The 23,464-nt window shown below is 31.9% G+C and carries 27 protein-coding genes and 4 tRNA genes; 26 read left to right on the top strand and 5 right to left on the bottom strand.

What is annotated here, in order from left to right; all coding sequences use genetic code 11:
• Positions 1-36: 36 nt before the first annotated feature.
• The 3 genes from J2Z44_RS04315 to upp all read left to right on the top strand — a co-directional run bounded on the left by J2Z44_RS04315 (position 37) and on the right by upp (position 1,799).
• Positions 37-483, top strand: coding sequence for a low molecular weight protein arginine phosphatase (locus J2Z44_RS04315; protein WP_021282227.1), 447 nt, complete (start codon positions 37-39; stop codon positions 481-483).
• A 216-nt stretch (positions 484-699) separates the two neighbouring features.
• Positions 700-1,149 carry a ribose 5-phosphate isomerase B gene (rpiB, locus tag J2Z44_RS04310; protein ID WP_021282226.1) on the top strand — a complete coding sequence of 150 codons (450 nt, stop codon included), beginning with the start codon at positions 700-702 and terminating at the stop codon, positions 1,147-1,149.
• Positions 1,150-1,169: 20 nt separating this feature from the next.
• The gene (gene upp / locus J2Z44_RS04305) at positions 1,170-1,799 is read left to right on the top strand and encodes a uracil phosphoribosyltransferase (protein ID WP_021282225.1); all 630 of its coding nucleotides are present in this window, start codon (positions 1,170-1,172) and stop codon (positions 1,797-1,799) included.
• A 232-nt stretch (positions 1,800-2,031) separates the two neighbouring features.
• On the opposite strand, the gene J2Z44_RS04300 is transcribed toward upp, so the two are convergent.
• The 4 genes from J2Z44_RS04300 to J2Z44_RS04285 all read right to left on the bottom strand — a co-directional run bounded on the left by J2Z44_RS04300 (position 2,032) and on the right by J2Z44_RS04285 (position 4,771).
• Complete coding sequence (locus J2Z44_RS04300; protein ID WP_021282223.1) at positions 2,032-2,457, bottom strand: hypothetical protein; 426 nt, start codon at positions 2,455-2,457, stop codon at positions 2,032-2,034.
• A gap of 1 nt (position 2,458) precedes the next feature.
• On the bottom strand, positions 2,459-2,983 hold the full coding sequence (gene sigY, locus J2Z44_RS04295; RefSeq protein ID WP_021282222.1) for an RNA polymerase sigma factor SigY: 525 nt from the start codon (positions 2,981-2,983) through the stop codon (positions 2,459-2,461).
• A gap of 315 nt (positions 2,984-3,298) precedes the next feature.
• A complete protein-coding gene (locus J2Z44_RS04290; protein ID WP_021282221.1) occupies positions 3,299-3,850 on the bottom strand; it encodes an NADH peroxidase in 552 nt (183 codons plus the stop codon).
• Positions 3,851-4,069: 219 nt separating this feature from the next.
• Positions 4,070-4,771 (bottom strand): Crp/Fnr family transcriptional regulator, encoded by a 702-nt coding sequence (locus J2Z44_RS04285; protein ID WP_021282220.1) that lies wholly within the window; start codon positions 4,769-4,771, stop codon positions 4,070-4,072.
• Positions 4,772-5,159: 388 nt separating this feature from the next.
• Here J2Z44_RS04285 and J2Z44_RS04280 point away from each other — a divergent pair, with 388 nt between their 5' ends.
• The 18 genes from J2Z44_RS04280 (at position 5,160) to mreB (ending at position 21,461) form a co-directional block, all read left to right on the top strand.
• Positions 5,160-5,648, top strand: a complete 489-nt coding sequence (locus J2Z44_RS04280) for a deoxycytidylate deaminase (protein WP_021282219.1) — start codon at positions 5,160-5,162, stop codon at positions 5,646-5,648.
• A 32-nt stretch (positions 5,649-5,680) separates the two neighbouring features.
• Positions 5,681-6,709, top strand: coding sequence for a glycosyltransferase family 4 protein (locus tag J2Z44_RS04275; RefSeq protein ID WP_021282218.1), 1,029 nt, complete (start codon positions 5,681-5,683; stop codon positions 6,707-6,709).
• Between the two features lie 594 nt (positions 6,710-7,303).
• Positions 7,304-7,678 (top strand): hypothetical protein, encoded by a 375-nt coding sequence (locus J2Z44_RS04270; protein ID WP_021282217.1) that lies wholly within the window; start codon positions 7,304-7,306, stop codon positions 7,676-7,678.
• A gap of 4 nt (positions 7,679-7,682) precedes the next feature.
• Positions 7,683-8,363: a F0F1 ATP synthase subunit A gene (locus J2Z44_RS04265; protein ID WP_021282216.1), complete on the top strand. Its 681-nt coding sequence runs from the start codon at positions 7,683-7,685 to the stop codon at positions 8,361-8,363.
• Positions 8,364-8,538: 175 nt separating this feature from the next.
• Positions 8,539-8,787, top strand: a complete 249-nt coding sequence (atpE, locus tag J2Z44_RS04260; RefSeq protein WP_021282215.1) for an ATP synthase F0 subunit C — start codon at positions 8,539-8,541, stop codon at positions 8,785-8,787.
• Between the two features lie 99 nt (positions 8,788-8,886).
• The gene (locus J2Z44_RS04255; protein WP_021282214.1) at positions 8,887-9,366 is read left to right on the top strand and encodes a F0F1 ATP synthase subunit B; all 480 of its coding nucleotides are present in this window, start codon (positions 8,887-8,889) and stop codon (positions 9,364-9,366) included.
• Between the two features lie 3 nt (positions 9,367-9,369).
• Entirely contained in the window at positions 9,370-10,425 is a 1,056-nt protein-coding gene (locus tag J2Z44_RS04250) for a F0F1 ATP synthase subunit delta (RefSeq protein WP_209649364.1), read from the top strand.
• 38 nt (positions 10,426-10,463) lie between these two features.
• Positions 10,464-11,981, top strand: coding sequence for a F0F1 ATP synthase subunit alpha (gene atpA / locus J2Z44_RS04245; protein WP_021282211.1), 1,518 nt, complete (start codon positions 10,464-10,466; stop codon positions 11,979-11,981).
• A gap of 29 nt (positions 11,982-12,010) precedes the next feature.
• On the top strand, positions 12,011-12,865 hold the full coding sequence (gene atpG / locus J2Z44_RS04240; protein WP_021282210.1) for an ATP synthase F1 subunit gamma: 855 nt from the start codon (positions 12,011-12,013) through the stop codon (positions 12,863-12,865).
• A gap of 36 nt (positions 12,866-12,901) precedes the next feature.
• Positions 12,902-14,296 carry a F0F1 ATP synthase subunit beta gene (gene atpD, locus J2Z44_RS04235; RefSeq protein WP_021282209.1) on the top strand — a complete coding sequence of 465 codons (1,395 nt, stop codon included), beginning with the start codon at positions 12,902-12,904 and terminating at the stop codon, positions 14,294-14,296.
• 40 nt (positions 14,297-14,336) lie between these two features.
• Positions 14,337-14,738, top strand: a complete 402-nt coding sequence (locus tag J2Z44_RS04230; RefSeq protein WP_021282208.1) for a F0F1 ATP synthase subunit epsilon — start codon at positions 14,337-14,339, stop codon at positions 14,736-14,738.
• A gap of 177 nt (positions 14,739-14,915) precedes the next feature.
• Positions 14,916-15,467: an SLAP domain-containing protein gene (locus J2Z44_RS04225; RefSeq protein ID WP_021282207.1), complete on the top strand. Its 552-nt coding sequence runs from the start codon at positions 14,916-14,918 to the stop codon at positions 15,465-15,467.
• Between the two features lie 172 nt (positions 15,468-15,639).
• Positions 15,640-16,338 carry a hypothetical protein gene (locus J2Z44_RS04220; RefSeq protein WP_021282206.1) on the top strand — a complete coding sequence of 233 codons (699 nt, stop codon included), beginning with the start codon at positions 15,640-15,642 and terminating at the stop codon, positions 16,336-16,338.
• A gap of 27 nt (positions 16,339-16,365) precedes the next feature.
• Positions 16,366-17,619, top strand: coding sequence for a UDP-N-acetylglucosamine 1-carboxyvinyltransferase (murA, locus tag J2Z44_RS04215; RefSeq protein ID WP_021282205.1), 1,254 nt, complete (start codon positions 16,366-16,368; stop codon positions 17,617-17,619).
• Positions 17,620-17,995: 376 nt separating this feature from the next.
• A complete protein-coding gene (gene spoIID / locus J2Z44_RS04210) occupies positions 17,996-19,123 on the top strand; it encodes a stage II sporulation protein D (RefSeq protein WP_021282204.1) in 1,128 nt (375 codons plus the stop codon).
• 145 nt (positions 19,124-19,268) lie between these two features.
• Positions 19,269-19,952, top strand: a complete 684-nt coding sequence (locus J2Z44_RS04205; protein WP_021282203.1) for a M23 family metallopeptidase — start codon at positions 19,269-19,271, stop codon at positions 19,950-19,952.
• 125 nt (positions 19,953-20,077) lie between these two features.
• Positions 20,078-20,332 carry a sporulation transcriptional regulator SpoIIID gene (spoIIID, locus tag J2Z44_RS04200; RefSeq protein ID WP_017413501.1) on the top strand — a complete coding sequence of 85 codons (255 nt, stop codon included), beginning with the start codon at positions 20,078-20,080 and terminating at the stop codon, positions 20,330-20,332.
• Positions 20,333-20,426: 94 nt separating this feature from the next.
• On the top strand, positions 20,427-21,461 hold the full coding sequence (mreB, locus tag J2Z44_RS04195) for a rod shape-determining protein (RefSeq protein ID WP_021282202.1): 1,035 nt from the start codon (positions 20,427-20,429) through the stop codon (positions 21,459-21,461).
• Positions 21,462-21,547: 86 nt separating this feature from the next.
• Here the strand turns inward: mreB and yyaC are convergent, their stop codons facing one another.
• Positions 21,548-22,105, bottom strand: a complete 558-nt coding sequence (gene yyaC / locus J2Z44_RS04190) for a spore protease YyaC (RefSeq protein ID WP_021282201.1) — start codon at positions 22,103-22,105, stop codon at positions 21,548-21,550.
• Between the two features lie 183 nt (positions 22,106-22,288).
• On the opposite strand from yyaC, the gene J2Z44_RS04185 reads away from it, so the two are divergent.
• The 5 genes from J2Z44_RS04185 (at position 22,289) to J2Z44_RS04165 (ending at position 23,449) form a co-directional block, all read left to right on the top strand.
• Entirely contained in the window at positions 22,289-22,939 is a 651-nt protein-coding gene (locus tag J2Z44_RS04185; RefSeq protein ID WP_021282200.1) for a hypothetical protein, read from the top strand.
• Between the two features lie 158 nt (positions 22,940-23,097).
• Positions 23,098-23,172 (top strand) — tRNA-Thr (locus tag J2Z44_RS04180).
• A 6-nt stretch (positions 23,173-23,178) separates the two neighbouring features.
• Positions 23,179-23,263, top strand: a tRNA-Tyr gene (locus J2Z44_RS04175).
• 5 nt (positions 23,264-23,268) lie between these two features.
• A tRNA-Val gene (locus tag J2Z44_RS04170) sits at positions 23,269-23,344 on the top strand.
• Between the two features lie 30 nt (positions 23,345-23,374).
• Positions 23,375-23,449: transfer RNA gene (locus J2Z44_RS04165), tRNA-Thr, on the top strand.
• Positions 23,450-23,464: the final 15 nt, after the last annotated feature.

Genomic DNA, 23,464 nt, shown 5'->3' with positions numbered 1-23,464 from the left:
TTAATTTTTATATTTGCTTAAGAAAGGAGAAAAATAATGAAGATATTATTTGTTTGTACGGGCAATACATGTAGAAGTAATATGGCTGAAGCTATATTTAATAAACTTATTAATACAAATGGCCTACAGGCAACTTCAGCAGGGTTATCCATAGTCCCATTTTCTCTTGCCTCAAAGCATACGGTAGAGATTTTAAGGCATAAGTATGAAGTTGATATTTCTAACAGGCAAGCAGTTCAGTTAAGTAAAGAAATGCTTATAGAGGCTGATTTAGTTCTAACTATGACGGCCCATATGAAAGACTTAATTGTTAGAAACTTTCCTGAATTTAATGAAAAAGTTCATAGTCTTAGAGGTTTTGTCGGCAAAAATGGGGACATAGTTGACCCTTTTGGCGGCAGTATAGATGTTTACTCTCAAACTTTTGAAATGCTTAGAGAGGACATCTTATCTCTAATTGAGATATTAAAAAAGAGATACTAGTATTTATACTGATATCTTTTTTTTTGCATATACTATAGGGCATCTTCAAAAATAAATAAGTCAAAGATGCGAAGGATGTTTTGGGTTCCACTAAAAAATAGGTTCCTCAGATAGCAGATCTATCTGAGGCTTCTGTTCACGTAGTATAACACAGAATAGACGAGGATACAGACTTATTATTTATTGGCAGATCCCTAATTTTAAGGAGGTACTCATATGAAAATAGCATTAGGAAGCGACCATGGTGGGTTAAGACTTAAAAAGGAAATAATAAAACACCTAGAGAAGAAAGGCATAGAATTTAAGGATTTCGGAACATACAGTGAGGATTCTTGTGATTATCCAGACTTTGCTGAAAAGGTTGCGGTAGAGGTTGCGGCTAAAAATTTTGAATTCGGAATTTTAGTATGTGGAACAGGAATTGGTATTAGCATAGCAGCTAATAAGGTTCCAGGAATAAGAGCAGCGCTATGTAGTGATACTTTTAGTGCTCATGCCACAAGAGAGCATAATGATGCTAATATTTTAGCTCTTGGAGAAAGAATTGTTGGACCAGGACTTGCCCTTGATATTGTAGATGCATTTTTAAATGCTAAATTTGAGGGAGACCGACATACAAAAAGAATAAATAAAATTAGTGAAATTGAAAAAAAATATAAGAAATAATAATTTTAGGGGGAATAAAAATGAGTAAAGTTACACAAATTGCACATCCACTTATATTACACAAATTAGCTTTTATTAGAGATAAGAATACAGGGTCTAAGGATTTTAGAGAGTTAGTTGAAGAAGTTGCTATGCTTATGGCTTATGAGGTAACAAGAGATATTCAACTTGAAGAAGTTGAAATTGAAACTCCAATTTGTAAAACTAAGTGTAAAGTATTAGCAGGTAAGAAACTTGCTATCGTTCCAATATTAAGAGCAGGACTTGGTATGGTAGATGGTATGTTAAAGTTAATACCAGCTGCCAAAGTTGGACACATAGGGCTTTATAGAAATGAAGAAACTCTAATGCCTGTAGAGTATTTCTGTAAATTACCACAAGATATAGAAGAAAGAGATGTTATCGTAACAGACCCTATGCTTGCTACAGGTGGATCAGCAGTTGATGCTATTCATGCTTTAAAGAAAAGAGGGGCTAAAAACATAAGATTAATGTGTTTAGTAGCTGCGCCTGTAGGTATTAAGGCAGTAATGGATGCACATCCTGATGTAGATATATATGTAGCTGCTATAGATGAATGTCTAAATGACCATGGATACATAGTTCCTGGTCTAGGAGATGCTGGAGACAGATTATTTGGAACTAAATAGGTAAAAGTAAACAGATAAAAGGTGTAGAAATTATTTTTCTACACCTTTTGACTTTTGCTTATAATGCCTTACTATAAGATATATAATCAAATTAGTAGGAATATTGAGTAGGCATATTAATCCCCAAAACCAATAATAGCGAATGTTTTTCTTTCGTGCATCCTTAAATACCCAAGTTCCTTGAATCAATAATGCAACTATTAAAATGAAAATGAGGAAATATTTTAAGGTACTATTCATAACTACCACGCCCTTTTATAGATTTAAAAGCTATAGGAAGCAAAGCAATAGGCGAGGCTACAGCTATAAATAAATATACTTTAACAAAGTTTGGATTTATTATTGAAGTAATTGTTATTAATGCAAATAATAGAATGGAAGAAATTAGAAAGTAGAAAATTTCAGAGCGTTCTTTCTTTCTTAAGACAATTTTCTCAGCTTTCACAATGTTTTCTAAGATATTCACTTCTAAATCAAGGTTATCTTCTTTAATCTCTAACTTATCTTCCATCACATGAAGCCTTTTTTCAAATTCCAATGATTCTTCAAGGTTTTCTTCTAGAATTTCATTATTATAGTCTTCGTTATAGTATTTATCTATTACATTATTTTCAATAGAAGTTTTTCTTGCTGTGTTATTTTTTTTCTTCTTTTTCAAGTTATTTACCTCCTTCAAGTTTCTTTAATATATCTTTAATGCAATTATGAAGCCTGGAGCGAACTGTTCCTATGGGACAATTTAGTATGGTGGCTATCTCTTCATATTTGTAGTTATAATAATGTTTTAGAATAAAAACAGTTCTTTTTTCATAGGGTAATTCTTTGAGGATGTGCATAACTTCCTCATAGTTCATTTTAGTTAAAACTTCATCTTCAATGAGAGTTGGGGAAGCCTCATCATAACCCTCTATTGATACAAATCTCTTTCTCTTTTTAAGGCTATCCCTATACACATTGGTAGCTATAGCTATAATCCAAGTAGAAAATTTGCCTGTAGGCTTATACTTATTTATATTTACACATATTTTTACTACTGTGTCATTAATAACATCAGAAGCTTCATCTAAGTTTCCTGTAAGCTTGATTACATATCCCTTTAGTATGGGATAGTTATTTAAAATTAGGGTATTTAAAGCACTTTTATTACCATTTTGAGCTTCTTTTATTAATTGATCTTCATTCAAAGAAAACCCTCCTTTCTTAAGAAGGTATTGATATATATTATTCTGTAATTATATAAGATACAATACTATTTTGAAGAGAATAGTTTTTTAGAGTATAATAAATTTACTGTTTAAAAACTAAATATAATAATTAAACTGAATTAAGCTATAAAAAGTTCATAAAATTTATTCAAAACTTTTACTATGTACAAAAATAAGTTCTTCTCAGTGAATTTGCGCTAAGTTAAAAAGCTATAGGACTTCAGTCCTATAGCTTTTTACTGTTTAAATTATAGAGGTAGTATTTTGTTTTTGGGATAGGTTGTTTATTTAAATTTATTTGTTACCGAAATATCTTTGTAATAAACCGTTAAATGCTGCACCGTGTCTTGCCTCGTCTTTGCACATTTCATGAACTGTGTCATGGATTGCATCTAAGTTTAATTTTTTAGCAAGTGTAGCTAAGTCTTTCTTTCCTTGGCAAGCGCCATGCTCAGCATCTACTCTCATTTGTAGGTTTGTTTTTGTATCAGCAACTACAACTTCACCTAATAATTCAGCGAATTTAGCAGCATGCTCTGCTTCTTCAAAAGCAATTCTTTTATAAGCTTCAGCAACTTCTGGGAATCCTTCTCTGTCTGCTTGACGGCTCATAGCTAAGTACATTCCAACTTCTGTGCACTCTCCAACGAAGTTTGCTCTTAATCCTTCTATAACTTCTTGATCTACGTCTTTTGCAACGCCTATTCTATGTTCATCTGCCCATGATAATGAATCTTCATTTTTTTCTACAAATTTTGATGCTGGAGCCTTACATACTGGACATACCTCTGGAGCCGCATCTCCCTCATGAATATAACCACAAATTGTACATACAAATTTTTTCATAATAAATATTCCTCCTTAAAAACCTTAAATATATTAATTTAGTTTAATTTTACTATGTTGGTAATTTATTTCGTCTTACCCGATGAATTTATTATATAACATTGGATAATAATTATCAATAGAAAATAATTATTTTTTATAAAAATTATTCATTTAAATTTCGACAATGTTTTTTTAGTTACATTTTTACTATAGTACCTTATAGAAGAGATGGGCAGGTTAGTATATATTAATATAATCTTGAAGAGTTTCAAGATCTAATACGTGAACCAAGTCCTTTTCCACACTTATGAGCCCTTCATTCTTCATATTAATCAGCTCTCTAGATAGAGAGGGTCTTTGTACTCCTAAATATTCTGCTAAACTTTTTTTTGAAATTGGAAGTCTAAGCCTTAAGGTTTTTTGTTCCTTATATAGTTGAAGCAAATAAAAAATAATCTTTTGACGCAGAGTTTCTAGAGAGAGCTCTGTAACTTTTTTATTTAGATTTAGTATTTTTGAAGATAGAAGTTCCATGAAATTTTTTAGCACTTGAGGGTTTTCACTACACATGTGTATGATATCCTCCCTAGAAATGTGCATAATTCTTGAATTTCTCATGGTTACTATGGTAGCTGGATACTTATGATGAGAAGAAAAAACTATAGCCTCTCCAAAAATATTTCCCTCAGTTAAAGAGCTTAAGGAAACAATTTTACCATTAGGATAATGTTTTTGAATTTCTACAGTTCCTTGAATAACTATTCCTATAGACGTACAGTCATCCCCTTCTAGGGCTAGAATGCAAGTTTTACAATTGACACAGTTTAAACAATTATCATGGAGATAGAATTTAGTGCTATTTATAAGAGTTTCTATTTCATCCTCATTAAGTCCTTTAAAAAGTATGCATTTTTTTAATGGTTGAATTAAGTTTTTCATAATAATCACCTTTTTATTAATAATAGTTATTCATATTCTACCATAAGCTCTATATTTTGTGATTAGTTAAGCAAAGAAAAACAGATAAGGACCTTTATGCAAATAATGCATTTGGAAGTAAATAACAAGCCAAAATAGAAAACTATACTGACTTGTTTATTTTTTTGAAAATGCCTAGTATAATTGTAACTTATGTTAATCACAAATTTTGTAATAATTTATAATGACTAATCAATTTATTAAACATTTAATATTACATATAATGGGATTAGTTTACAAAAGTTTGTGAAATAATCGGCGATTTTTCAAAATGTAACAAACTTTTTCTTTTAAATTCTATAGTTATGTTATAAAATATATATAATTGCAAGTAAAAGAGGTGTGGATAATGGATAGAATAGATAAACACAATTACTATTTAGATATATGTGAGACTATATTAGAAAGAGGAACTTGCATAAGAAGGAACTTTGCGGCTATAATAGTAAAGAATGACGAAATTATATCTACAGGATATTCAGGTGCACCAAGGGGACGAGTTAATTGTACTGATTTAGGAATTTGCAAACGTGAGGAACTAAAAGTGCCAAGAGGTACTAGGTATGAACTTTGCAGATCCGTTCATGCTGAACAAAATGCAGTTATATCAGCAAGAAGACAGGACATGATTGGAGCCACTTTATATTTAGTAGGAAAAGAAGTTTCTACAGGAGATTTTGTTGAAAATGCATCACCTTGCTCTTTATGCAAGAGATTCATAATTAATTCTGGAATTTCAAAAGTAATAATAAGAGATACAAAAAATGAATTTAGAATTGTAGATGTGGATTATTGGATAGAAAATGATGAATCCTTATCAGGGGATAGCAGCTACTAAATTAATATTAATAGTGTTTAGGAAGGTATTTTATGATTAAATTAATTTTATTTATATTTATTTCGGTATTAACTTATTTAGCTACACCTTGGGTAAGAAAGTTAGCTATTAAGTTAAATGCAATAGATATTCCTAAAGATGAAAGACGAATACATAGCCAGCCTATACCAAGAATGGGTGGGTTTGCAATTTATATTGGATTTCTAATCGGTGTGCTTATTAACTTTAATAATCTTGGTGCAACTGAATTTGGATTGTTATCTGGAGCTACCATAATAGTTGTTGGTGGAATTATCGATGATATTAAGACTATAAGACCTAAGTATAAATTAGCATTTCAGCTTGCTGCTGCTCTTTGCTTAATTGTTTCAGGGCTAACTATTAGATTAGTAACTAATCCTTTTGCTACGGTATTTCCTTATATTAATCTAGGGTATTTTAGCATACCCATCACAATCATTTGGGTTATTGGAATTACAAATGCCTTTAATCTTATTGATGGTTTAGATGGACTTGCTGCTGGCATTGCATTTATTGCTTCTATTACTATGATGGTAGTTGCTATAATAAATGGAAGGCACGATACTATATTATTTACTACAATACTAGGAGGGGCTATCTTAGGATTTCTTCCTCATAACTTTAATCCAGCTAGTATTTTTATGGGAGATACAGGATCTCAGTTGTTAGGATTTTTACTTGCAGCGATCTCCGTTGATGGGTCTATAAAATCTGCTACATCCTTAGTTATAGCGGTGCCACTATTAGCTTTAGGATTACCTATCTATGATACTTTATTTGCTATGATAAGAAGAAAAATTAATGGCAAGCCTATCATGGAGGGGGATAAGGGGCATCTCCACCATAGATTATTGGATTTGGGGCTAACTCAAAGGCAAGCAGTTCTAATTATGTATTTAATAGGTGCTATACTAGGAGCACTAGCTGTAATTGCAATGCAGCTAAGCAGTAAGAAAGCATATTTCTTATTTGCATCTGTTGTATTAATTATATTTATGATTGCGTGGAAGTTCAATATGTTTAAAAAAGCGAATAAATAACTAGCTTATGTCAAAAGCTAACAAGTATGAAGTGAAGGATACTTGTTAGCTTTTTTCTTATAATGAGTAACACAATAATGGAATCAACGAAAAATATACAGAATATTATAAGGCAACTCTACTAAAAATAGCTATAAATTAGATAATATGCGTATTATTTTACTGTAAACGTTGTTAAATAGAAGAAATAATGAATGTAATCATTGCTAAAATTGCAATTAACATAATAGTTTTACTCAACAATTAATAAAATATTCACAAAAAGGAATAAAATAATTAGTAATAAGTCTTTATACGAAAAATATTCACTAATAAACTAGTTTTTATGAATAAAATTCAATAATATTATTCATAAAAAGTTAAAAATAACAATTTTTTAATTATAATGAATTAAAAATTGAATAATTATTATTGGAATTATCTAAGGATACAGATAAATGATGATAAACGATGGTATTCAGATTAAATGAGGATTAAATTGATATAAGTAAAAACTGGTCAGAAATATAGAGGAATTTCCCTGTTTTAAGGGTTTTTAAATAGTTATTTATAATTATATAATATTAATTAGTTTTAAATCAAAGGAGAGCAAAGGTGAATGAATTAAATAAGGTGCTTTTAAAAAAAGTGGCTGCATATGATTTGATTATAAGTGTGGTATTTATTAGTGTGGGTTACTTATTTCTTGGAAGTTCGACAATATTCTTCCTTTTGGGTATGCTTTTTTCATATATTAACTTAAGTATGAACTCTTTTGTAACGAATAATTTGTTAATTGGATACGTACCAGGAAAAAATATACTTAGACTACTTAGCACTCTATTTAGAATCCTTCTTGTATGTGGAGTTGGAGTTATAATTATTTCTAAAAGTGATTTAAACTTCATAATATACATAATAGGGTATACTTCACAATTATTAGCTATTGTACTCTATGGATTAAATCTAAAATCTGATGAAAGGAAGTGATCATATGGAAGAAGTATTGCCAAGATATGTTTTGAATTTATTTGGATTTCCAATTTATATAACAGATAGTCTTATAATTCAATGGGTGGTAATATTAATAGCATTAATACTATCTATAATTTATAGTAACAATATAAAAAGGATTCCAGGTAAGGTTCAAAGTATAGTGGAAATACTTATAGAATTTATAACCAAAACCGTAGATGAGAATATGGGCGAAGGTAAGAGGAGTTTTGTTCCTTACATTGGTTCATTGGGAATTTATTTATTTATTTTAAATATGGTTGGTCTCTTTGGGATTAAACCGCCTACTTCAGACTTTAGTGTAACTTTAGGGTTATCTCTTACCACATTCTTAATAATTCAAGGATATACCATTAAAAAGCTTGGTCTTTGGGGTTACTTTAAGGGATATGCGTCACCGGTGGCAATTTTGCTTCCAATAAATATAATGGAAAGAATTATGTTACCTATATCACTTAGTCTCAGATTGTTTGGAAATATTTTTGCAGCAACAATTATTATGGAATTACTTTATGGAGCATTGCATGGAATTAGCTTTATTACAACGCTAGGTATTCCGGTACCCTTCCACTTTTACTTCGATGTATTTGATGGAACAATACAAATGGTTATCTTTGTTATGTTAACCATGATTAATATTAAAATAATTTCTGAACATTAAAATCTCAGATAATTAACTAGTTTCTATTTTAAGTAAGGATTATAAAAATATATTTTTAAAAACTCTTATTTGAATAGATAACCATACTAAAACGATTATAGTAAAAAGTACTAAAGGTACAATGAAAAACAGTATAAGTAATATATTTTGATGAAATTTAAGGAGGATTTTTATTATGGAATCAGCAGCTTTTATAGCAGGAATGTCAGCAATTGGAGCAGGTATAGCAGCTCTAGCAGTTATTGGTGGAGGAATTGGAACAGGAAATGCTACAGCTAAAGCAGTAGAAAGCATTGCAAAACAACCTGATGCCAGCGGTAAAATAATGACAGCATTAATCATCGGGGGAGCATTATCAGAAGCAACAGCAATTTATGGTTTCTTACTAGGATTATTATTAATTCTTATGGGCGTAAAAGGCTAATAAGTTTTAATTGAAAGGTATTAAATTTTTTTAGAAGGGTAGGTGTAAATCCTGGTTTAGGGAGTAGTATAAAGGTGCTTTAAGCCAGGATTTTATATAATGGAGATACATGGAAGTATAATAATTGCATCAACCATTAACTTTTTTATATTTTATTTTATACTTAAGAAATTTGTGTTCAACAAAACCCTTGGAGTAATCAATGGAAGAAAAGAAGAAGTTGAAGAAGCATTTAGAAAAGCCAGGGCTGAAGAGGAAAGAGCCCAACAGATTAAAAATGAACATGAAGTTAATATAAAAAAATATAAAGAAGAGGGAGTAAAGCTTGTTGAAGCTTACAAAACTAAAGCAGATAAAATTTATTCAGAAACTATAGAAGATGCAAGTAAGGAAGCTACACTTATCCGTGAAAGAGCTGTGGTGGATGCAGAAAGAGAAAAACAAAAAGCTGAAAAAGAAATAAAATCAGAAATAATTAACTTATCAATGAAATTTGCTGAAAAGGCTCTAGAGAAGGAAATAAATGAGGAAGAGCATAAGAGGTTAATTGATGATTTTATCACTAAGGTGGGTAGTTAAGCTATGTATGAGTTTTTAGATAGAAGATATGCACTTGCTCTTTATGATGCTTGTAGTGAGAAAGGCAACATAGAACAGGTTTTAGAAGAGTTTGAAGCTATAGTTGATGAAATGGCTAACAATGAAGGCCTTATGAAAATTACAAAGCATCCTCAAATAAGCAAAGTGGCTAAGAAGAGAATTTTCAGGGAAATCTTCGAGGGAAAAGTTTCTGCAGAAATGCTTAATTTTCTTCTTTTGCTTATTGAAAAAGAGAGGATACTTTATCTAAAGGAAAAATATAATCAATTTAAATTAATTCATCTAGAAAGATCAAATAAAGTATTAGCTAAGGTAAAAACAGTAGTAGCACTTACTCCTTCACAAAAGGAAGCGCTTCAGGAAAAACTAGAAAAGACTTATAGAAAAGAAGTTATTCTTGAGGAAGAAGTGGATAAATCTATTATTGGTGGTATTATTGTCATGGTAGGCAGTGATGTTATAGATGGATCAGTTAAGAATAAGTTGAAGGAAATGAAGGACTTAGTTGAAAATAATCAAAGATCTAGATATAACTTTGATGAGTTAAACAAAGATCTTGTAGCAGAGGTTATAACTTCCGCACTTCTTTCTCAGGAGCAAACAGATAGATTAAGAATTAATCTTGGAAAGTTTTACAATAGAGCAATAGTTGTAAAACAAGTCATTGATGCTTCAATTGTAGGAGGAGTTAAAGTTATAATAGGAAATGATGTGTTTGAAGGAGATCTTTTTCAGGAACTTACTAACACTGAGGGTAGTGAGGATACAGAATTTTTAGGAAAATCTAACGAGGTATTTAGAGGTCCTGAAGCATTCAATAAGATATTAAACGCAGAGGTTAAGACTGTAGTTCCTTTAAATTCAGAGCAAAGAGAAAAGTTAAAAAACTGCTTGGAAAATTTCTATAGAAGAAAAATTGTAATTATTGAAAAAATAGATAAAAACTTAATTGGCGGAGTTTACGTAAGAATTGGCGATGACATTACTGATGGAACAGTTAAAGGAAAGCTAAAAACCATTAGAAGAACAATGTCCTAGCAAGTTTGTGCACAAGTTATAGGAGTAGAGGTGAAATCATGCACATTAAACCAGGTGAAATAACATCTATTATAAAAAAAGAACTTGAAAGATATGAAAATCATATAAACACTATAGATTCAGGAACAATTATTCAAATTGGAGATGGAATAGCAAGAGTTTATGGTTTGGATGAATGTTTAGAAGGAGAACTCTTAGAGTTCCCTAATGATGTTTATGGTATGGCTTTAAACTTAGAACAAGACAATGTTGGTTGTGTTTTGCTAGGATCTGAAGAAGGCATAAGAGAAGGAGACATTGTTAAAAGAACAGGCAGAGTTGTTGAGGTTCCAGTAGGCGATGAGCTTATTGGTAGAGTTGTAGATTCCCTTGGTCAACCCGTAGACGGAAAAGGGCCTATAATGACAGAAAAATATAGTCCTGTAGAAGTAGAAGCCCCAGGAGTTATCGAAAGACAATCTGTTAAGGAACCACTACAAACAGGTATTAAAGCTATTGACTCTATGATTCCAATAGGAAAAGGACAAAGAGAACTTATCATAGGTGATAGACAAACAGGTAAAACAGCTTTAGCAATTGATGCTATCTTAAATCAAAAGGGCAAGGATGTAATTTGTATCTATGTTGCTATAGGACAAAAACAATCTACAGTAGCCCATATTGTAAATACTCTAGGAGAAATGGGTGCTATGGACTATACAATAGTAGTAGCAGCTACAGCATCTCAATCTGCACCACTACAGTACTTAGCACCTTTTGCAGGTTGTAGTATGGGTGAGTATTTTATGCATCAAGGAAAAGATGTTTTAATAGTTTATGATGATTTATCTAAACATGCAGTTGCGTATAGAGCTATGTCATTACTTCTTAAAAGACCACCAGGAAGGGAAGCTTATCCTGGAGACGTATTCTATCTACATTCTAGATTGCTTGAAAGAGCTGCTAAGCTTTCAGAGAAACTTGGAGGAGGATCACTTACTGCTCTTCCTATTATTGAAACCTTGGCAGGAGACGTTACGGCTTATATACCAACAAATGTTATTTCCATTACAGATGGTCAGATTTTCCTAGAGGCAGAACTTTTCTACTCAGGCCAAAGACCAGCAGTTAATGCGGGTATATCAGTTTCAAGGGTTGGTGGAAGTGCTCAAACAAAGGCGATGAAGCAAGTTGCAGCTACTTTAAGATTAGAGCTTGCACAATATAGAGAGCTTGCCAACTTTTCGCAGTTTGGTTCAGATTTAGATAAAGAAACTGTTAAGAGACTTGAAAAAGGAAAAAGATTAATAGAAATATTAAAACAAGATCAATATGTGCCAATGGATGTAGAAAAACAAATTGTAATCCTTTATGCGGGAGTAAATAACTTCTTAATGGATATACCAGTTAATAAAATAAAAAGTTTTGAAAAGAGCTTCTTAGAGTATATAGACACTCATTACAGAGAAATAACAAAGTCCATAAACGAGAAAAAATCATTGGATGACGAAATAAAATCAAAACTAAATGAAGCTATAGATGAGTACAAAAAGATATTTTTAGCAGAACTTAGTTAAGCTACTATGTTTTGCAGGAGGTGGGAAACATGGCAGCAACGGGATTAGTTAATATTAAAAGAAGAATTAAAACGGTACAGAATACTAAGAAAATTACAAAGGCCATGGGTCTGGTTGCCACATCTAAACTAAAGAAAGCTAGAGCAAGGTTAAATGAAAACAATAACTACTTCAAAGCATATAAGGAAATTGTAGATGAAGTAGTTCCTTCATTATCAAGTGAGAGTATATTTATAAAAGGTAATAATAGTGCTAAAAAGTTATACATAGTTATAACTTCTGACATGGGACTTTGTGGTTCTTATAACGGCAGCATATTATCTGCTACCAATGAAATAATTAGTAAGGATAAGGACAATTCCATCTTAATGATGGTGGGGCAAAGGGGAAGATCTATACTTAAGAGATATAAATATGAAACTGTAGCAGAATATATTCAAATTCCTGATGTACCAACAGTTAAAGAGTCTAGTATAATATGTAGACATGGTATGAAGTTATTCTTAAATAATGAGGTTGGAGAAGTGCATTTGATTTATACGAAGTTTGTAAATCAATTGAGGAAAAGTCCAACTGCAGTACAATTATTACCTTTAGTTTCACAGGCTTCAAGTAACGGATACGAGAGTAACTTTGATATTGAAGGAGATAAAGAAGAGTTTCTAGATAAGTTAATAGCACCATATTTAAATTCTCTAATTTTAAATGCAATGGTTAATGCAAAGGTATCTGAACAAAGCTATAGAATGGAAGCTATGGAAGGTGCCACTAAGAATGCAGATGAACTAATTGATAGACTAAATTTAAGCTATAATAGAATTAGACAAAGTGCTATTACACAGGAGATATCAGAAATAGTGGGCGGTGCTCAAGCACAAAAATAGTGGCATAAAAGGCACTAAATAATTTGGAGGGTTAAAATGTCACAACATATTGGAAAAGTAGTTCAAATAATAGGACCGGTAATAGATATAAAATTTGATACAGATTCACTTCCTAATATTTACAATGCTATAGAAATAAAAATGGATGGCAAAGTTATAATTGCAGAAGTTGAACAACATATAGGTGATGATATAGTTAGAGCAATAGCTATGGAAAGCACAGAAGGATTAAAAAGAGGCGTTAATGCGATAGATACTGGTAAGCCAGTACAAGTACCTGTTGGAAAACAAGTTCTAGGAAGATTGTTCAATGTATTGGGGCATACTATGGATGAAAAAGGGCCAATTGAATCAGAAGAATATTATACAATTCATAGGCCAGCACCAACATTTGAAGAACAATCTGTGGAACCAGAAATGTTTGAAACTGGAATAAAGGTTATAGATTTAATTGCTCCATATCAACGTGGTGGAAAAATAGGACTATTTGGTGGTGCAGGGGTTGGAAAAACTGTACTAATTCAGGAGTTAATTAACAACATTGCTCGTGAACATGGAGGACTTTCTGTATTTACAGGAGTTGGAGAAAGAACAAGGGAAGGTAACGACCTTTACAATGAAATGATGGAGTCAGGAGTTATTGAAAAGACAGCCTTAGTTTTTGGACAAATGAATGAACCACCAGGAGCGAGAATGAGAGTAGCTTTAACAGGGCTTACTATGGCAGAATATTTTAGAGATAAAGGTCAAGATGTGCTTTTATTTATAGACAATATATTTAGATTTACTCAGGCTGGTTCAGAAGTTTCAGCACTTCTAGGAAGAATACCAAGTGCTGTTGGTTATCAACCAACTCTTGCTACTGAAATGGGAGCTTTACAAGAGAGAATAACATCTACTAAAAATGGATCAATTACTTCAGTTCAAGCAGTATATGTACCAGCGGATGACTTAACTGACCCAGCACCAGCTACTACATTTACGCACCTAGATGCAACAACAGTTCTATCTAGAGCTATTGTTGAACTTGGTATATATCCAGCAGTAGATCCTCTAGAGTCTTCATCAAGAGTTTTAGACCCTAGAATTGTTGGTGAAGAGCACTATGAGGTAGCAGCTAAAGTTAAGCATATTTTAGAAAGATATAAAGAGCTTCAAGATATTATTGCTATATTAGGAGTAGATGAGCTTTCAGAAGAAGATAAGCTTATTGTTGGTAGAGCAAGAAGAGTACAAAGATTCTTATCTCAACCATTTACTGTAGGAGAACAATTCACAGGTTATAAGGGAAAATATGTACCTGTAAAGGAAACTATCAGAGGTTTCAGAGAAATTCTTGAAGGCAAACATGATGATGTGCCAGAAGCAGCCTTCTTATTTGCGGGTACTATTGATGATGTTATCGAAAGAGCAAAAACAATGGGTGAATAGGTAATAAGGCTCATAATTATTGGAATGGAAGTGAAAAACTATGGAAAATAAATTTCATCTTACAATAATTACGCCAGATAGAGAGTTATTCATAGGAGAAGTAGTATCCTTAAATTGTGAAGGCAATGAAGGGCATTTTGGAATTCTTCCAAATCATGCACCTATGATAGCTACTTTAGTGCCTACAGTGACAACTTTTCAAGATGTAAATGGAAAACAATATACTGCATTTACATCAGATGGTGTGTTTAAGGTAAATAATAACAAGGCAATTCTACTTTGCAATTCAGCAGAATGGCCAGAAGAAATAGATAAGGAAAGAGCCGAAAGTGCAAAACAACGTGCTGAGGAAAGACTAAGTGAAAAAACTAAGGATCTAGATGCCTTAAGGGCGAAACTATCACTTTTAAGAGCTTTATCAAGATTAAAGACTATAAAATAATAATACCTAAAAAAAGCAGATACTTAGATATCTGCTTTTTTTATTATTTTTTGTTTATGGTAAGGAAAAGTAATAAATAATATAATATATGTATAGAATAAAGAAAAGTATTTCAAAGAATTTTCAATTTCATCGAGTTCATATATTTTATAAATTAATATAATTAGGAGAATGGATATGAAAAAAAGGATAGTTTTAGTAATTATATGTTTTTTGCTTACAGCATGTGGAAGAGTAAATGAAAATAAAAAGGGCTTACAAAGTGATAATAACAATAGCGTTATAAATAATGAAAGTACTGTTAAAGATAACTTAGTTCCTCAAAAATATTCCTTTGGTCCAAAGGTAAAAGAAGAAGAGGTATCCGAGGAAACTAAGAAGGAATTACAAAGCCATTTAAATAAGTTAGGAAATCCAGAAAAAGATAATATCAGCTTCAATGGATTCTCTGCAAAGTTTAGACAGGATGGTGCCTTAGTAGTATCTGTATTTATTAGGAATGGGTATAGCTATACAGTACATGATATAGAGGCTAAGGTGGATTTGAAGAAGCATAATGAAGTTATTGCTTCAGCAACCTTTAACTTAACTGAAGATGAGTTTGGTTCACTTAATCCTGGAGAATCTAGAGTGTGGAATTTAATATATGAACCCCAGCATATCTTAAGTAAGAACGTGGACTTAAAGGAGTATTTCTTAGAGTACTCCACAAAGTATAATAGGAAGTAACACTTTTCAAGGAATCCTATATATTAATAGTAGGGAAAGCTATAGAGTATCATAAAATATAATAAGCTACTATAATACTAGGAAGTAGAATTTTATTCCTGAACAGAAATGTTAAAATATGGAATAAAATCCCCTGTGCTTGTTAATACTTTAAGCATAGGGGGGGATTAATATGAAATTTAAGTTTAAAACAGTAAAAGTATTAATTATAACTTTAGCAATATTAACATTTAATGCTAATTTTCTTTATGCCAAAGGGCAAGTTGATATGTTCGAAAAACTCTTATCTAATAAAAATATAGAAGTAACGGAATATTCAGTTACAGCCACCTTTAAAGCTAATTCTCAAGGGTTTGATACTTGCGATATAATATTAAATAGAGTAAGTACCATTTTAGGAGAAATGGAATATACTAAAACTAATGAAGGGGAATTTAATAATATTGTATTTCTAAGTGAAGATTATAGAGGAACTATAACTTCAACAGCTTATAATAATGAAAATATTTTTACAATAACTATTATAAAAAAAGATAAAGAAAATAAAACAAAGGAACTAAAAAGTAAACTTTCAGAGATTTTATCCCACATAAATAGCAGGATAACTTACTCACAATGTATAAAAGGTAAAATCTTAAGTAACAACTTAGATGAAATTAATAATTATGTCATGGATACACTTGAACAGGGCAAGGTTAAAAATATTAATAGGGCTAAGTTGTATAATGGTTACAGCATTATTTGTAATACTAATTTGTATAGTTCTAAAAAAGTTGGAGCTGTAGATGTAGATTTTCATTGTGCAGTGGTTAAGTATTCCTCAGGATGCTATTTAGTAATGGGTACACCAGAAATAACTTTAGATTATTAAAGATAGCATGATAATTGGAGGATGAAAATGAGTAAATTTATTATAAAGGGTGGTAAAAAACTAAGTGGAGAAGTGAACATAAGTTCAGCAAAAAACTCTGTATTGCCAATACTTGCGGCAACAATTTTAAGTGGGGGAAAATGTGTTATTAAAAATTCCCCAATGCTTGAGGATGTATTTGTATTATGTGATGTTTTAAAGACACTTCTTGCTAAGGTTAATATAGATAAGATTAATAATATAGTAGAGGTTGACACAAGCAATTTAAGTGATTTAAATGTCAGTGATGATTTAGTAAGGAAGATGAGGGCTTCATTTTTAGTAATGGGTGCAATGCTGGCTAGGTTTGGAAGATTTAAAATTTCTCTGCCAGGAGGTTGCAATATAGGATCAAGGCCTATAGACTTACATCTTAAAGGATTAGCTGCACTTGGGGCTAAAATAAAAGTAGGACATGGATATGTGGAGGCATATGCTGATAAATTGACAGGAGCTGATATATATCTAGATTTTCCTTCTGTTGGAGCAACTGAAAATATTATGATGGCGGCTACTTTAGCTAAGGGAGTAACAATTATTGAAAACGCAGCTAAGGAACCAGAAATCATTGATTTAGCCATTTTTTTGAGAAAGTTAGGTGGAAATATTCAAGGTGAAGGAACTGATACCATTACCATAACAGGAGTAGAAAAGCTTGAAGGAGTAGAATATGAGCCTATTTTTGATAGAATTGAAGCAGGAACTTTTATGATAGCAGCAGCTATAACTAATAGTGCCATTACTCTAAGAGGAGTAAATGAAAAGTATTTAAAACCTGTTATTGCTAAGCTTAGGGAAATGGGAGTAAAAATTGACATAAACAATGATAGCATGTTTGTTGATGGAAGAAATAAGCTAAATCCTACAGACATCATAACTATGCCTTATCCAGGATTTCCAACAGATATGCAATCTCAAATGATGAGTTTGTTAGCTAAAGTTAACGGTACAAGCATAATAACTGAAACTATCTTTGAAAACAGATTTATGCAAGTTGGAGAACTTACTAGAATGGGTGGCAATATTAAAATAGATGGAAGAAGTGCTATAATCGAGGGAGTTCAAGATTTTACTGGAGCTGAAGTAAAAGCAACAGATTTAAGGGCCGGAGCAGCTTTAATTTTGGCGGGGTTATGTGCAAAAGGGGAAACAGTTATTAATGATGTATATCATATAGATAGAGGTTATGTTTCTATTGAGAAAAAATTAAAAGCTTTAGGAGCTGATATGGAAAGAGTATAAGCTGCTGAATTGATATTGCTAAAAAGGCATAATTGTCCATAAGGATAAATTATGCCTTTAGTTATATAAGTAAATAAGTTTAAAGCTACATATAGGGAATTAGCGCTAAAACTAAGCTTACACATAAGCCCTATCCTGGTTACCTTAAGGCTTTTTGAACATAAAATTAATGCTGAACAAGTTGAGATTTTTCCATAAAACTCTATAGTAAACCCGTGCTAAGGTTACCTATAGAAAAATACATATATAGTAAACTTATATTTCAAACATATTCCATACATAGAAAATTTAGAAGTAAAAAAATAATATTAATAGTAATATTAACAACCTACTCTTAATACATATTTAATATGCGTTAAGAAAGGATGGAAAAGAGATGAGTTACTATAAAACAAATAATAGAGTAAACCGTGGAAGTGATATATATAAGTCCCTAAAGCCAATTTTAAATGTACTTAAGTATTTTGTCTTAGCCATTGGTTTTTTATTTATATCTGTATATTTGATTTTGGGAAAAAATGAGACAAGTTCTAACTCTAAAAGTGATAACATAGAAAATGTAGAAAGCAAGGTACAGGATAGTAATGTTCAAGAAGCATCAAATAATCAGGGAAATGAAGTTCAAAAGGAATTTAGTTTAACAGTAGATACTGTAAGTGTATATCTAACAAAGGAAGGGCGAGCTGTTGAATTACCTTTAGAGGAATATATTAAAGGCGTTATAAGCAGTGAGATGCCGGTAACCTTTGAAATGGAGGCTTTAAAGTCACAAGCAATAGCTGCAAGAACATATACTTTAGCTCATACAAAAGCCCTTGGCAGCGGGAATCATGAGAATGCAAAAGGGGCGGATTTGTGTGATACAGTACATTGCCAAGTTTATATGACTAAAGAGGCGAGGCTTAAAGCTTGGGGAGTAAGCGGAGAGAAGAACTGGGCTAAAATTGAAGAGGCAGTAAACTCAACTAAAGGAATGGTATTAACTTATAATAATGAACTCGCAAAGGGAGCTTATTATTTTTCTACCAGCGGTGGGAAAACAGAGAATGTAGAGGAAGTTTTTGTTAATGCGCTACCCTACTTAAAAAGTGTAGATAGTCCGGGTGAAGAGATATCTCCAAGTTATAAAAGTAGTGTAACCATACCAATTTCTAAATTTGTAAATACTATTAATAATCAATATAAGGATGCAGGTGTTAGTACAGGAAAGCTTAAAAGTCAAATTAAAATAAGTAGCAAAACAGAAGGCGGTAGTGTAAAAGAAATAAAACTTGGAAATATAACTATACCTGGAAAGACTTTTAGAGTTTTATTTAACTTGAAGTCTGCGAATTTTAAGATAGAAATTCTAGATAAAGATGTAGTAATTAATTGCATAGGCAGTGGTCATGGAGTTGGTATGAGCCAGTGGGGAGCTAATGTAATGGCTAAAGCTGGAAAGGACTATAAAGATATACTAAAACACTACTATAGTGGTGTTGAAATTAAAACAGTAAATAAATAAAAAGTTTAAGTATATGACTGTAGTAAAGGAGTCTGAGGAAATAGAAATTTCTTCAGACTTTTTTTGTTATAAAAAAATAAAAAAAGTTTCTTTTTTATGTATTAATTTCCATATATGAGTCCAGAATACAGGTGGAGGTGTTTTTATGAACAATAAATTTAATAAGTTTAAACAGTTTATTAAGAAGGAGGGCTTTTACGTAATACTCTTTGTATGTTTATGTGCTGTAGCAACTGTAGCAGCAGTTACTGCTGGAGGAAATAAAGATACAGCAATAAATAACACAACACAAGAACAAAAGGGTACAGTAGTTGAGCCGAAAGATCCTCAAGGTGCTCTTCAAGTGAAAGAAGATATAAAACCAGTACCAAATGTACAAGTTCAAAACAAAACTCAAGCAGTTTCTAATACGGGAAATAAAAGTTTTGTTAATCCAGTTAAAGGTTCTTTAGGAAGAGCTTATTCTGAGGATCCAGTTAAATTTAAAACTACTAATGATCACAAAACTCACCCAGCTATGGATATAAAAGCTGAAAAAGGAGCTGCTGTAGTTGCAGTTGCTGAAGGTGTTGTAAAAAATGTAGATCGTACAACTGAAGGTGTATTTGTAGAAATTGACCATCAAAATGGGTTAGTTACTAGATATGCTAATTTAGATGAAAAATTGTCAGTAAAAAAAGGTGACAAAGTAAAAGCTTCTCAAGAAATTGGTAAAGTTGGAAACACAACAAATCTATCTTACGAAGAGTATGGTACATACCTTCATTTCGAAGTTCTTAAAGATGGTAAAAATGTAGATCCAGCTGCATATGTTAGCTACAAAAAGTAAGTAACATATTTTTCAAAAATTAATTTAGTCATTTTCCGATTATATCGGAAAATGACTAATAGAAAGTAATTTAACATTAGTTTTCAGCATATTTATAAATATAGAAGGGTTAAGGAGGTAACACTTTGAAAGATTACATCGAAGATAGAGTACTGGAGGTCGCTAGATACATTATTGAATCACAAGCTACTATAAGAAAAACAGCATCAGTTTTTGGAGTTAGTAAAAGTACAATACACAAGGATATGACTGAGAGATTACCTAAAATAAATCCTCAAGTAGCTGAAGAAGCAAAAACTATCTTAAATTTAAATAAAGCAGAGAGACACATTAGAGGTGGAAAAGCTACAAAAATGAAGTATAAAACGATTGAAGGATAAAATATTTAGTATTATAATAGTAATTAAGGCAAAAAATAGCGAAATTTAGATTATTATAATACAAATATAGGGAAGAGCAGGAGTGAAATTTAAGATGTTTTTTTTTGGAATGGGTACAGATATGGGTATTGACCTAGGTACTGCCACAGTACTGGTGTATATTAAAGGAAAGGGTGTAATTTTAAAGGAACCGTCAGTTGTAGCTATTGACAAAAATGCTAATAAGGTGTTAGCAGTAGGTGAAGAAGCTAGAAAAATGATAGGAAGAACACCTGGTAATATTGTTGCAATTCGTCCGCTAAGAGATGGTGTAATTTCAGATTATGATGTTACAGAAAAAATGCTTGAGCATTTTATTAAAAAGGCATGCGGAAAAAGAAAGATGTCAGCACCAAGGGTTGTGGTTTGCGTTCCTTGTGAGGCAACAGAAGTTGAAAGAAGAGCAGTAGAGGATGCAGCTAGGAATGCAGGTGCAAAGAAGGTTCACCTAATAGAAGAGCCCCTAGCAGCAGCTATAGGCGCAGGTTTAGATATAACAAAAGCTAGCGGAAATATGGTTATTGATATTGGTGGAGGAACTACTGATATAGCAGTTATTTCTTTAGGAGGAATGGTTGTTAGAGAATCCATTAAAGTTGCAGGAGACAAGTTTGATGAGGCAATTATACGTTATATTAGAAAAAAACATAAGCTTATGATAGGTGAAAGAACAGCTGAAGATTTAAAAATTAATATTGGATGTGCATACCCTAAGGAAGAAGAAGTGAGTATGGAAATAAGAGGAAGAGACCTTATTACTGGCCTTCCCAAGAATATACTGGTAAATTCGAGTGAAATGAGAGAAGCATTAAAGGAAGCAGTTTATGCTATTGCTGAATGTACTCATTCTGTTTTAGAAAAAACCCCACCAGAGTTAGCATCTGACATTGCAGATAAAGGTATTGTTATGACTGGAGGAGGCGCTTTACTAGATGGACTAGATAAGTTAATTCAAGAAGTAACAAAAGTACCCGTATATGTAGCAGAGGACTCTGTTTCATGTGTTGCTCTAGGAACTGGAAAGGTTCTAGACTATATTGACAAGCTTGATGATTCATTTAGCAGTCAACATGTATCCTTAATAGACTAAATAAAAGCAATATAGCCCTAGGCTATATTGCTTTTTAAATTTTAACAATGTGAATAGATCTATATCTTTCGTATTTTATACACAATTTATTTCGCCTCCTCAATAGCAGAAACTTCTTTATGCTGGAAGCTTAAGTAATAGGCGTGCATTAAACTGTGAGTTATAACCTTTGACAATTGTACAATTAAATTTAGTCTAATGTTTCTAGTGGTAAAGGGTTCATCATCATCACTAGAGTCAACTATTCCAATTATTGATATATCTCCTACTGGAGGAAGAATCTTACCAACACCCTTTCCAGGATTTATAGGATAATTTCTAACTTGAATTTCACCAATGCTTGAGAAAGGACCTAAGCAAGCATCTATACCAATAATTTTGCAGTTAGGGTGAGCAAGTTTAATCTCAGCTAATCTTGCTTCAAGATTTAAAGCATGTATAGGTTCGGAAATAGTTCCATACACAGGAAGTGGAAAAAACCTTTCTTTCAAATAAGTTCCAACTAGTGGACCTAAGCAATCACCAATACATCTATCAGTCCCTATACACACTATGATAGTATTATCATCTAGATGATCCTTAATAAAATGAGCTAAGTTATAGTATCCTAAAGGTTCCTTATAATGCGTTTTAATCTTACTCACTGAACACACACCCCCTAATTTATTTATATGAGGATATATATGCAATTATTATTTTAAAAACACTAGAAATCTAAGAATATAAAAATAGAAAGAATAAAAATTAATTTTGGGTACATAATTAATAGATGATAAGAAGGATGTTAGTGATGAATAGTATAGAGTTCACTTAAAGGAAGTGGTATTTTGAAAAGGATTTTTTACTCTTTAATCGTAGTTACATATAGTGTAATTTGTATTTATATAATGACTAACTACAATGTACCTAATAAAAACATTAATCATAATATTACTGTAGTTAAAAAACAACAAGGTGAAGTACAGATGAATGGAAAGACTATAGAAGATAAAGAAATCAAGGGAAACAATGAAAAGGAAGATCAATCGGTTTCAAGTTATACCATAAGCAACCCTAATGAGGACTCAGAGGATGAAATAAACTTTCATGATTATAGAAAAAGAAAATCCATTGATATGATAAGGGATTCAATGGAGGAATTATCTCAAATGGAAAATGTAGATGAAATAAAAGGTGAGTTTGATGCTTACAATATAGAGCAGAGAAAAAGGAATCAAGTTATTAAAGTACCAATAGAGGATTTAGTTTCATATCTTTCATTAGAAGAGAAAGCAAAAATTCTGTCCTTATCTAAAAAACTTACTAAAGAAGACTTTCAAAAATTTCAAGAATATTTATCCTACAAAAATCAAAAGATAGGAGTAAGAAGAGCTTTAGAAATACTAGAACAAAGAATGAGTAGTAAGCAGGTAAGCGAAATAAAGGAAATATTCTCCAAGTATATAGATATGAATACTGTAGAAAATATAAAGAGTTAAAAAAAGTGTCTCAAGGAGAAATACAGAGTATTTCAAAAGAAGGGTGAGATAGGGTAAGATAAACTGCTATAAAGTCTGAATTTCAGTTTGATAAAATTCTAATTAAATTGTATACTAATCCTTGTCAAAGTTGAGGCCAATTTTGACAAGTAGAATATGCTGGCATGGCTCAACGGTAGAGCAGCTGACTTGTAATCAGCAGGTTGTAGGTTCGATTCCTATTGCCAGCTCCAAAATGTGGAGGAGTTCCCGAGTGGCCAAAGGGGGCAGACTGTAAATCTGTTACGTTTCGTTTCGATGGTTCGAATCCGTCCTCCTCCACCACATAAGGTCGCATAGCTCAGCTGGGAGAGCATCTGCCTTACAAGCAGAGGGTCACAGGTTCGATCCCTGTTGCGACCACCATTAAACCTAAAAAATAAAACTAAATAATATGCTGGCATGGCTCAACGGTAGAGCAGCTGACTTGTAATCAGCAGGTTGTAGGTTCGATTCCTATTGCCAGCTCCAAAATGTGGAGGAGTT

The organism is Clostridium punense, from assembly GCF_017874425.1.
GTDB classification, from domain to species: Bacteria; Bacillota; Clostridia; order Clostridiales; family Clostridiaceae; genus Clostridium_J; species Clostridium_J punense.
Note: the sequence above shows the minus strand (reverse complement) of the source record. Positions and strands in the feature narration are given on the sequence as shown.

What these genes read in the sequence shown, in the direction of transcription:
- J2Z44_RS04315 (WP_021282227.1), top strand. Translation starts at nt 37, where the DNA reads ATGAAGATATTATTTGTTTGTACGGGCAATACATGTAGAAGTAATATG.
- rpiB (WP_021282226.1), top strand. Translation starts at nt 700, where the DNA reads ATGAAAATAGCATTAGGAAGCGACCATGGTGGGTTAAGACTTAAAAAG.
- upp (WP_021282225.1), top strand. Translation starts at nt 1,170, where the DNA reads ATGAGTAAAGTTACACAAATTGCACATCCACTTATATTACACAAATTA.
- J2Z44_RS04290 (WP_021282221.1), bottom strand. Translation starts at nt 3,850, where the DNA reads ATGAAAAAATTTGTATGTACAATTTGTGGTTATATTCATGAGGGAGAT.
- J2Z44_RS04285 (WP_021282220.1), bottom strand. Translation starts at nt 4,771, where the DNA reads ATGAAAAACTTAATTCAACCATTAAAAAAATGCATACTTTTTAAAGGA.
- J2Z44_RS04280 (WP_021282219.1), top strand. Translation starts at nt 5,160, where the DNA reads ATGGATAGAATAGATAAACACAATTACTATTTAGATATATGTGAGACT.
- J2Z44_RS04275 (WP_021282218.1), top strand. Translation starts at nt 5,681, where the DNA reads ATGATTAAATTAATTTTATTTATATTTATTTCGGTATTAACTTATTTA.
- J2Z44_RS04265 (WP_021282216.1), top strand. Translation starts at nt 7,683, where the DNA reads ATGGAAGAAGTATTGCCAAGATATGTTTTGAATTTATTTGGATTTCCA.
- atpE (WP_021282215.1), top strand. Translation starts at nt 8,539, where the DNA reads ATGGAATCAGCAGCTTTTATAGCAGGAATGTCAGCAATTGGAGCAGGT.
- J2Z44_RS04255 (WP_021282214.1), top strand. Translation starts at nt 8,887, where the DNA reads ATGGAGATACATGGAAGTATAATAATTGCATCAACCATTAACTTTTTT.
- J2Z44_RS04250 (WP_209649364.1), top strand. Translation starts at nt 9,370, where the DNA reads ATGTATGAGTTTTTAGATAGAAGATATGCACTTGCTCTTTATGATGCT.
- atpA (WP_021282211.1), top strand. Translation starts at nt 10,464, where the DNA reads ATGCACATTAAACCAGGTGAAATAACATCTATTATAAAAAAAGAACTT.
- atpG (WP_021282210.1), top strand. Translation starts at nt 12,011, where the DNA reads ATGGCAGCAACGGGATTAGTTAATATTAAAAGAAGAATTAAAACGGTA.
- atpD (WP_021282209.1), top strand. Translation starts at nt 12,902, where the DNA reads ATGTCACAACATATTGGAAAAGTAGTTCAAATAATAGGACCGGTAATA.
- J2Z44_RS04230 (WP_021282208.1), top strand. Translation starts at nt 14,337, where the DNA reads ATGGAAAATAAATTTCATCTTACAATAATTACGCCAGATAGAGAGTTA.
- J2Z44_RS04225 (WP_021282207.1), top strand. Translation starts at nt 14,916, where the DNA reads ATGAAAAAAAGGATAGTTTTAGTAATTATATGTTTTTTGCTTACAGCA.
- J2Z44_RS04220 (WP_021282206.1), top strand. Translation starts at nt 15,640, where the DNA reads ATGAAATTTAAGTTTAAAACAGTAAAAGTATTAATTATAACTTTAGCA.
- murA (WP_021282205.1), top strand. Translation starts at nt 16,366, where the DNA reads ATGAGTAAATTTATTATAAAGGGTGGTAAAAAACTAAGTGGAGAAGTG.
- spoIID (WP_021282204.1), top strand. Translation starts at nt 17,996, where the DNA reads ATGAGTTACTATAAAACAAATAATAGAGTAAACCGTGGAAGTGATATA.
- J2Z44_RS04205 (WP_021282203.1), top strand. Translation starts at nt 19,269, where the DNA reads ATGAACAATAAATTTAATAAGTTTAAACAGTTTATTAAGAAGGAGGGC.
- mreB (WP_021282202.1), top strand. Translation starts at nt 20,427, where the DNA reads ATGTTTTTTTTTGGAATGGGTACAGATATGGGTATTGACCTAGGTACT.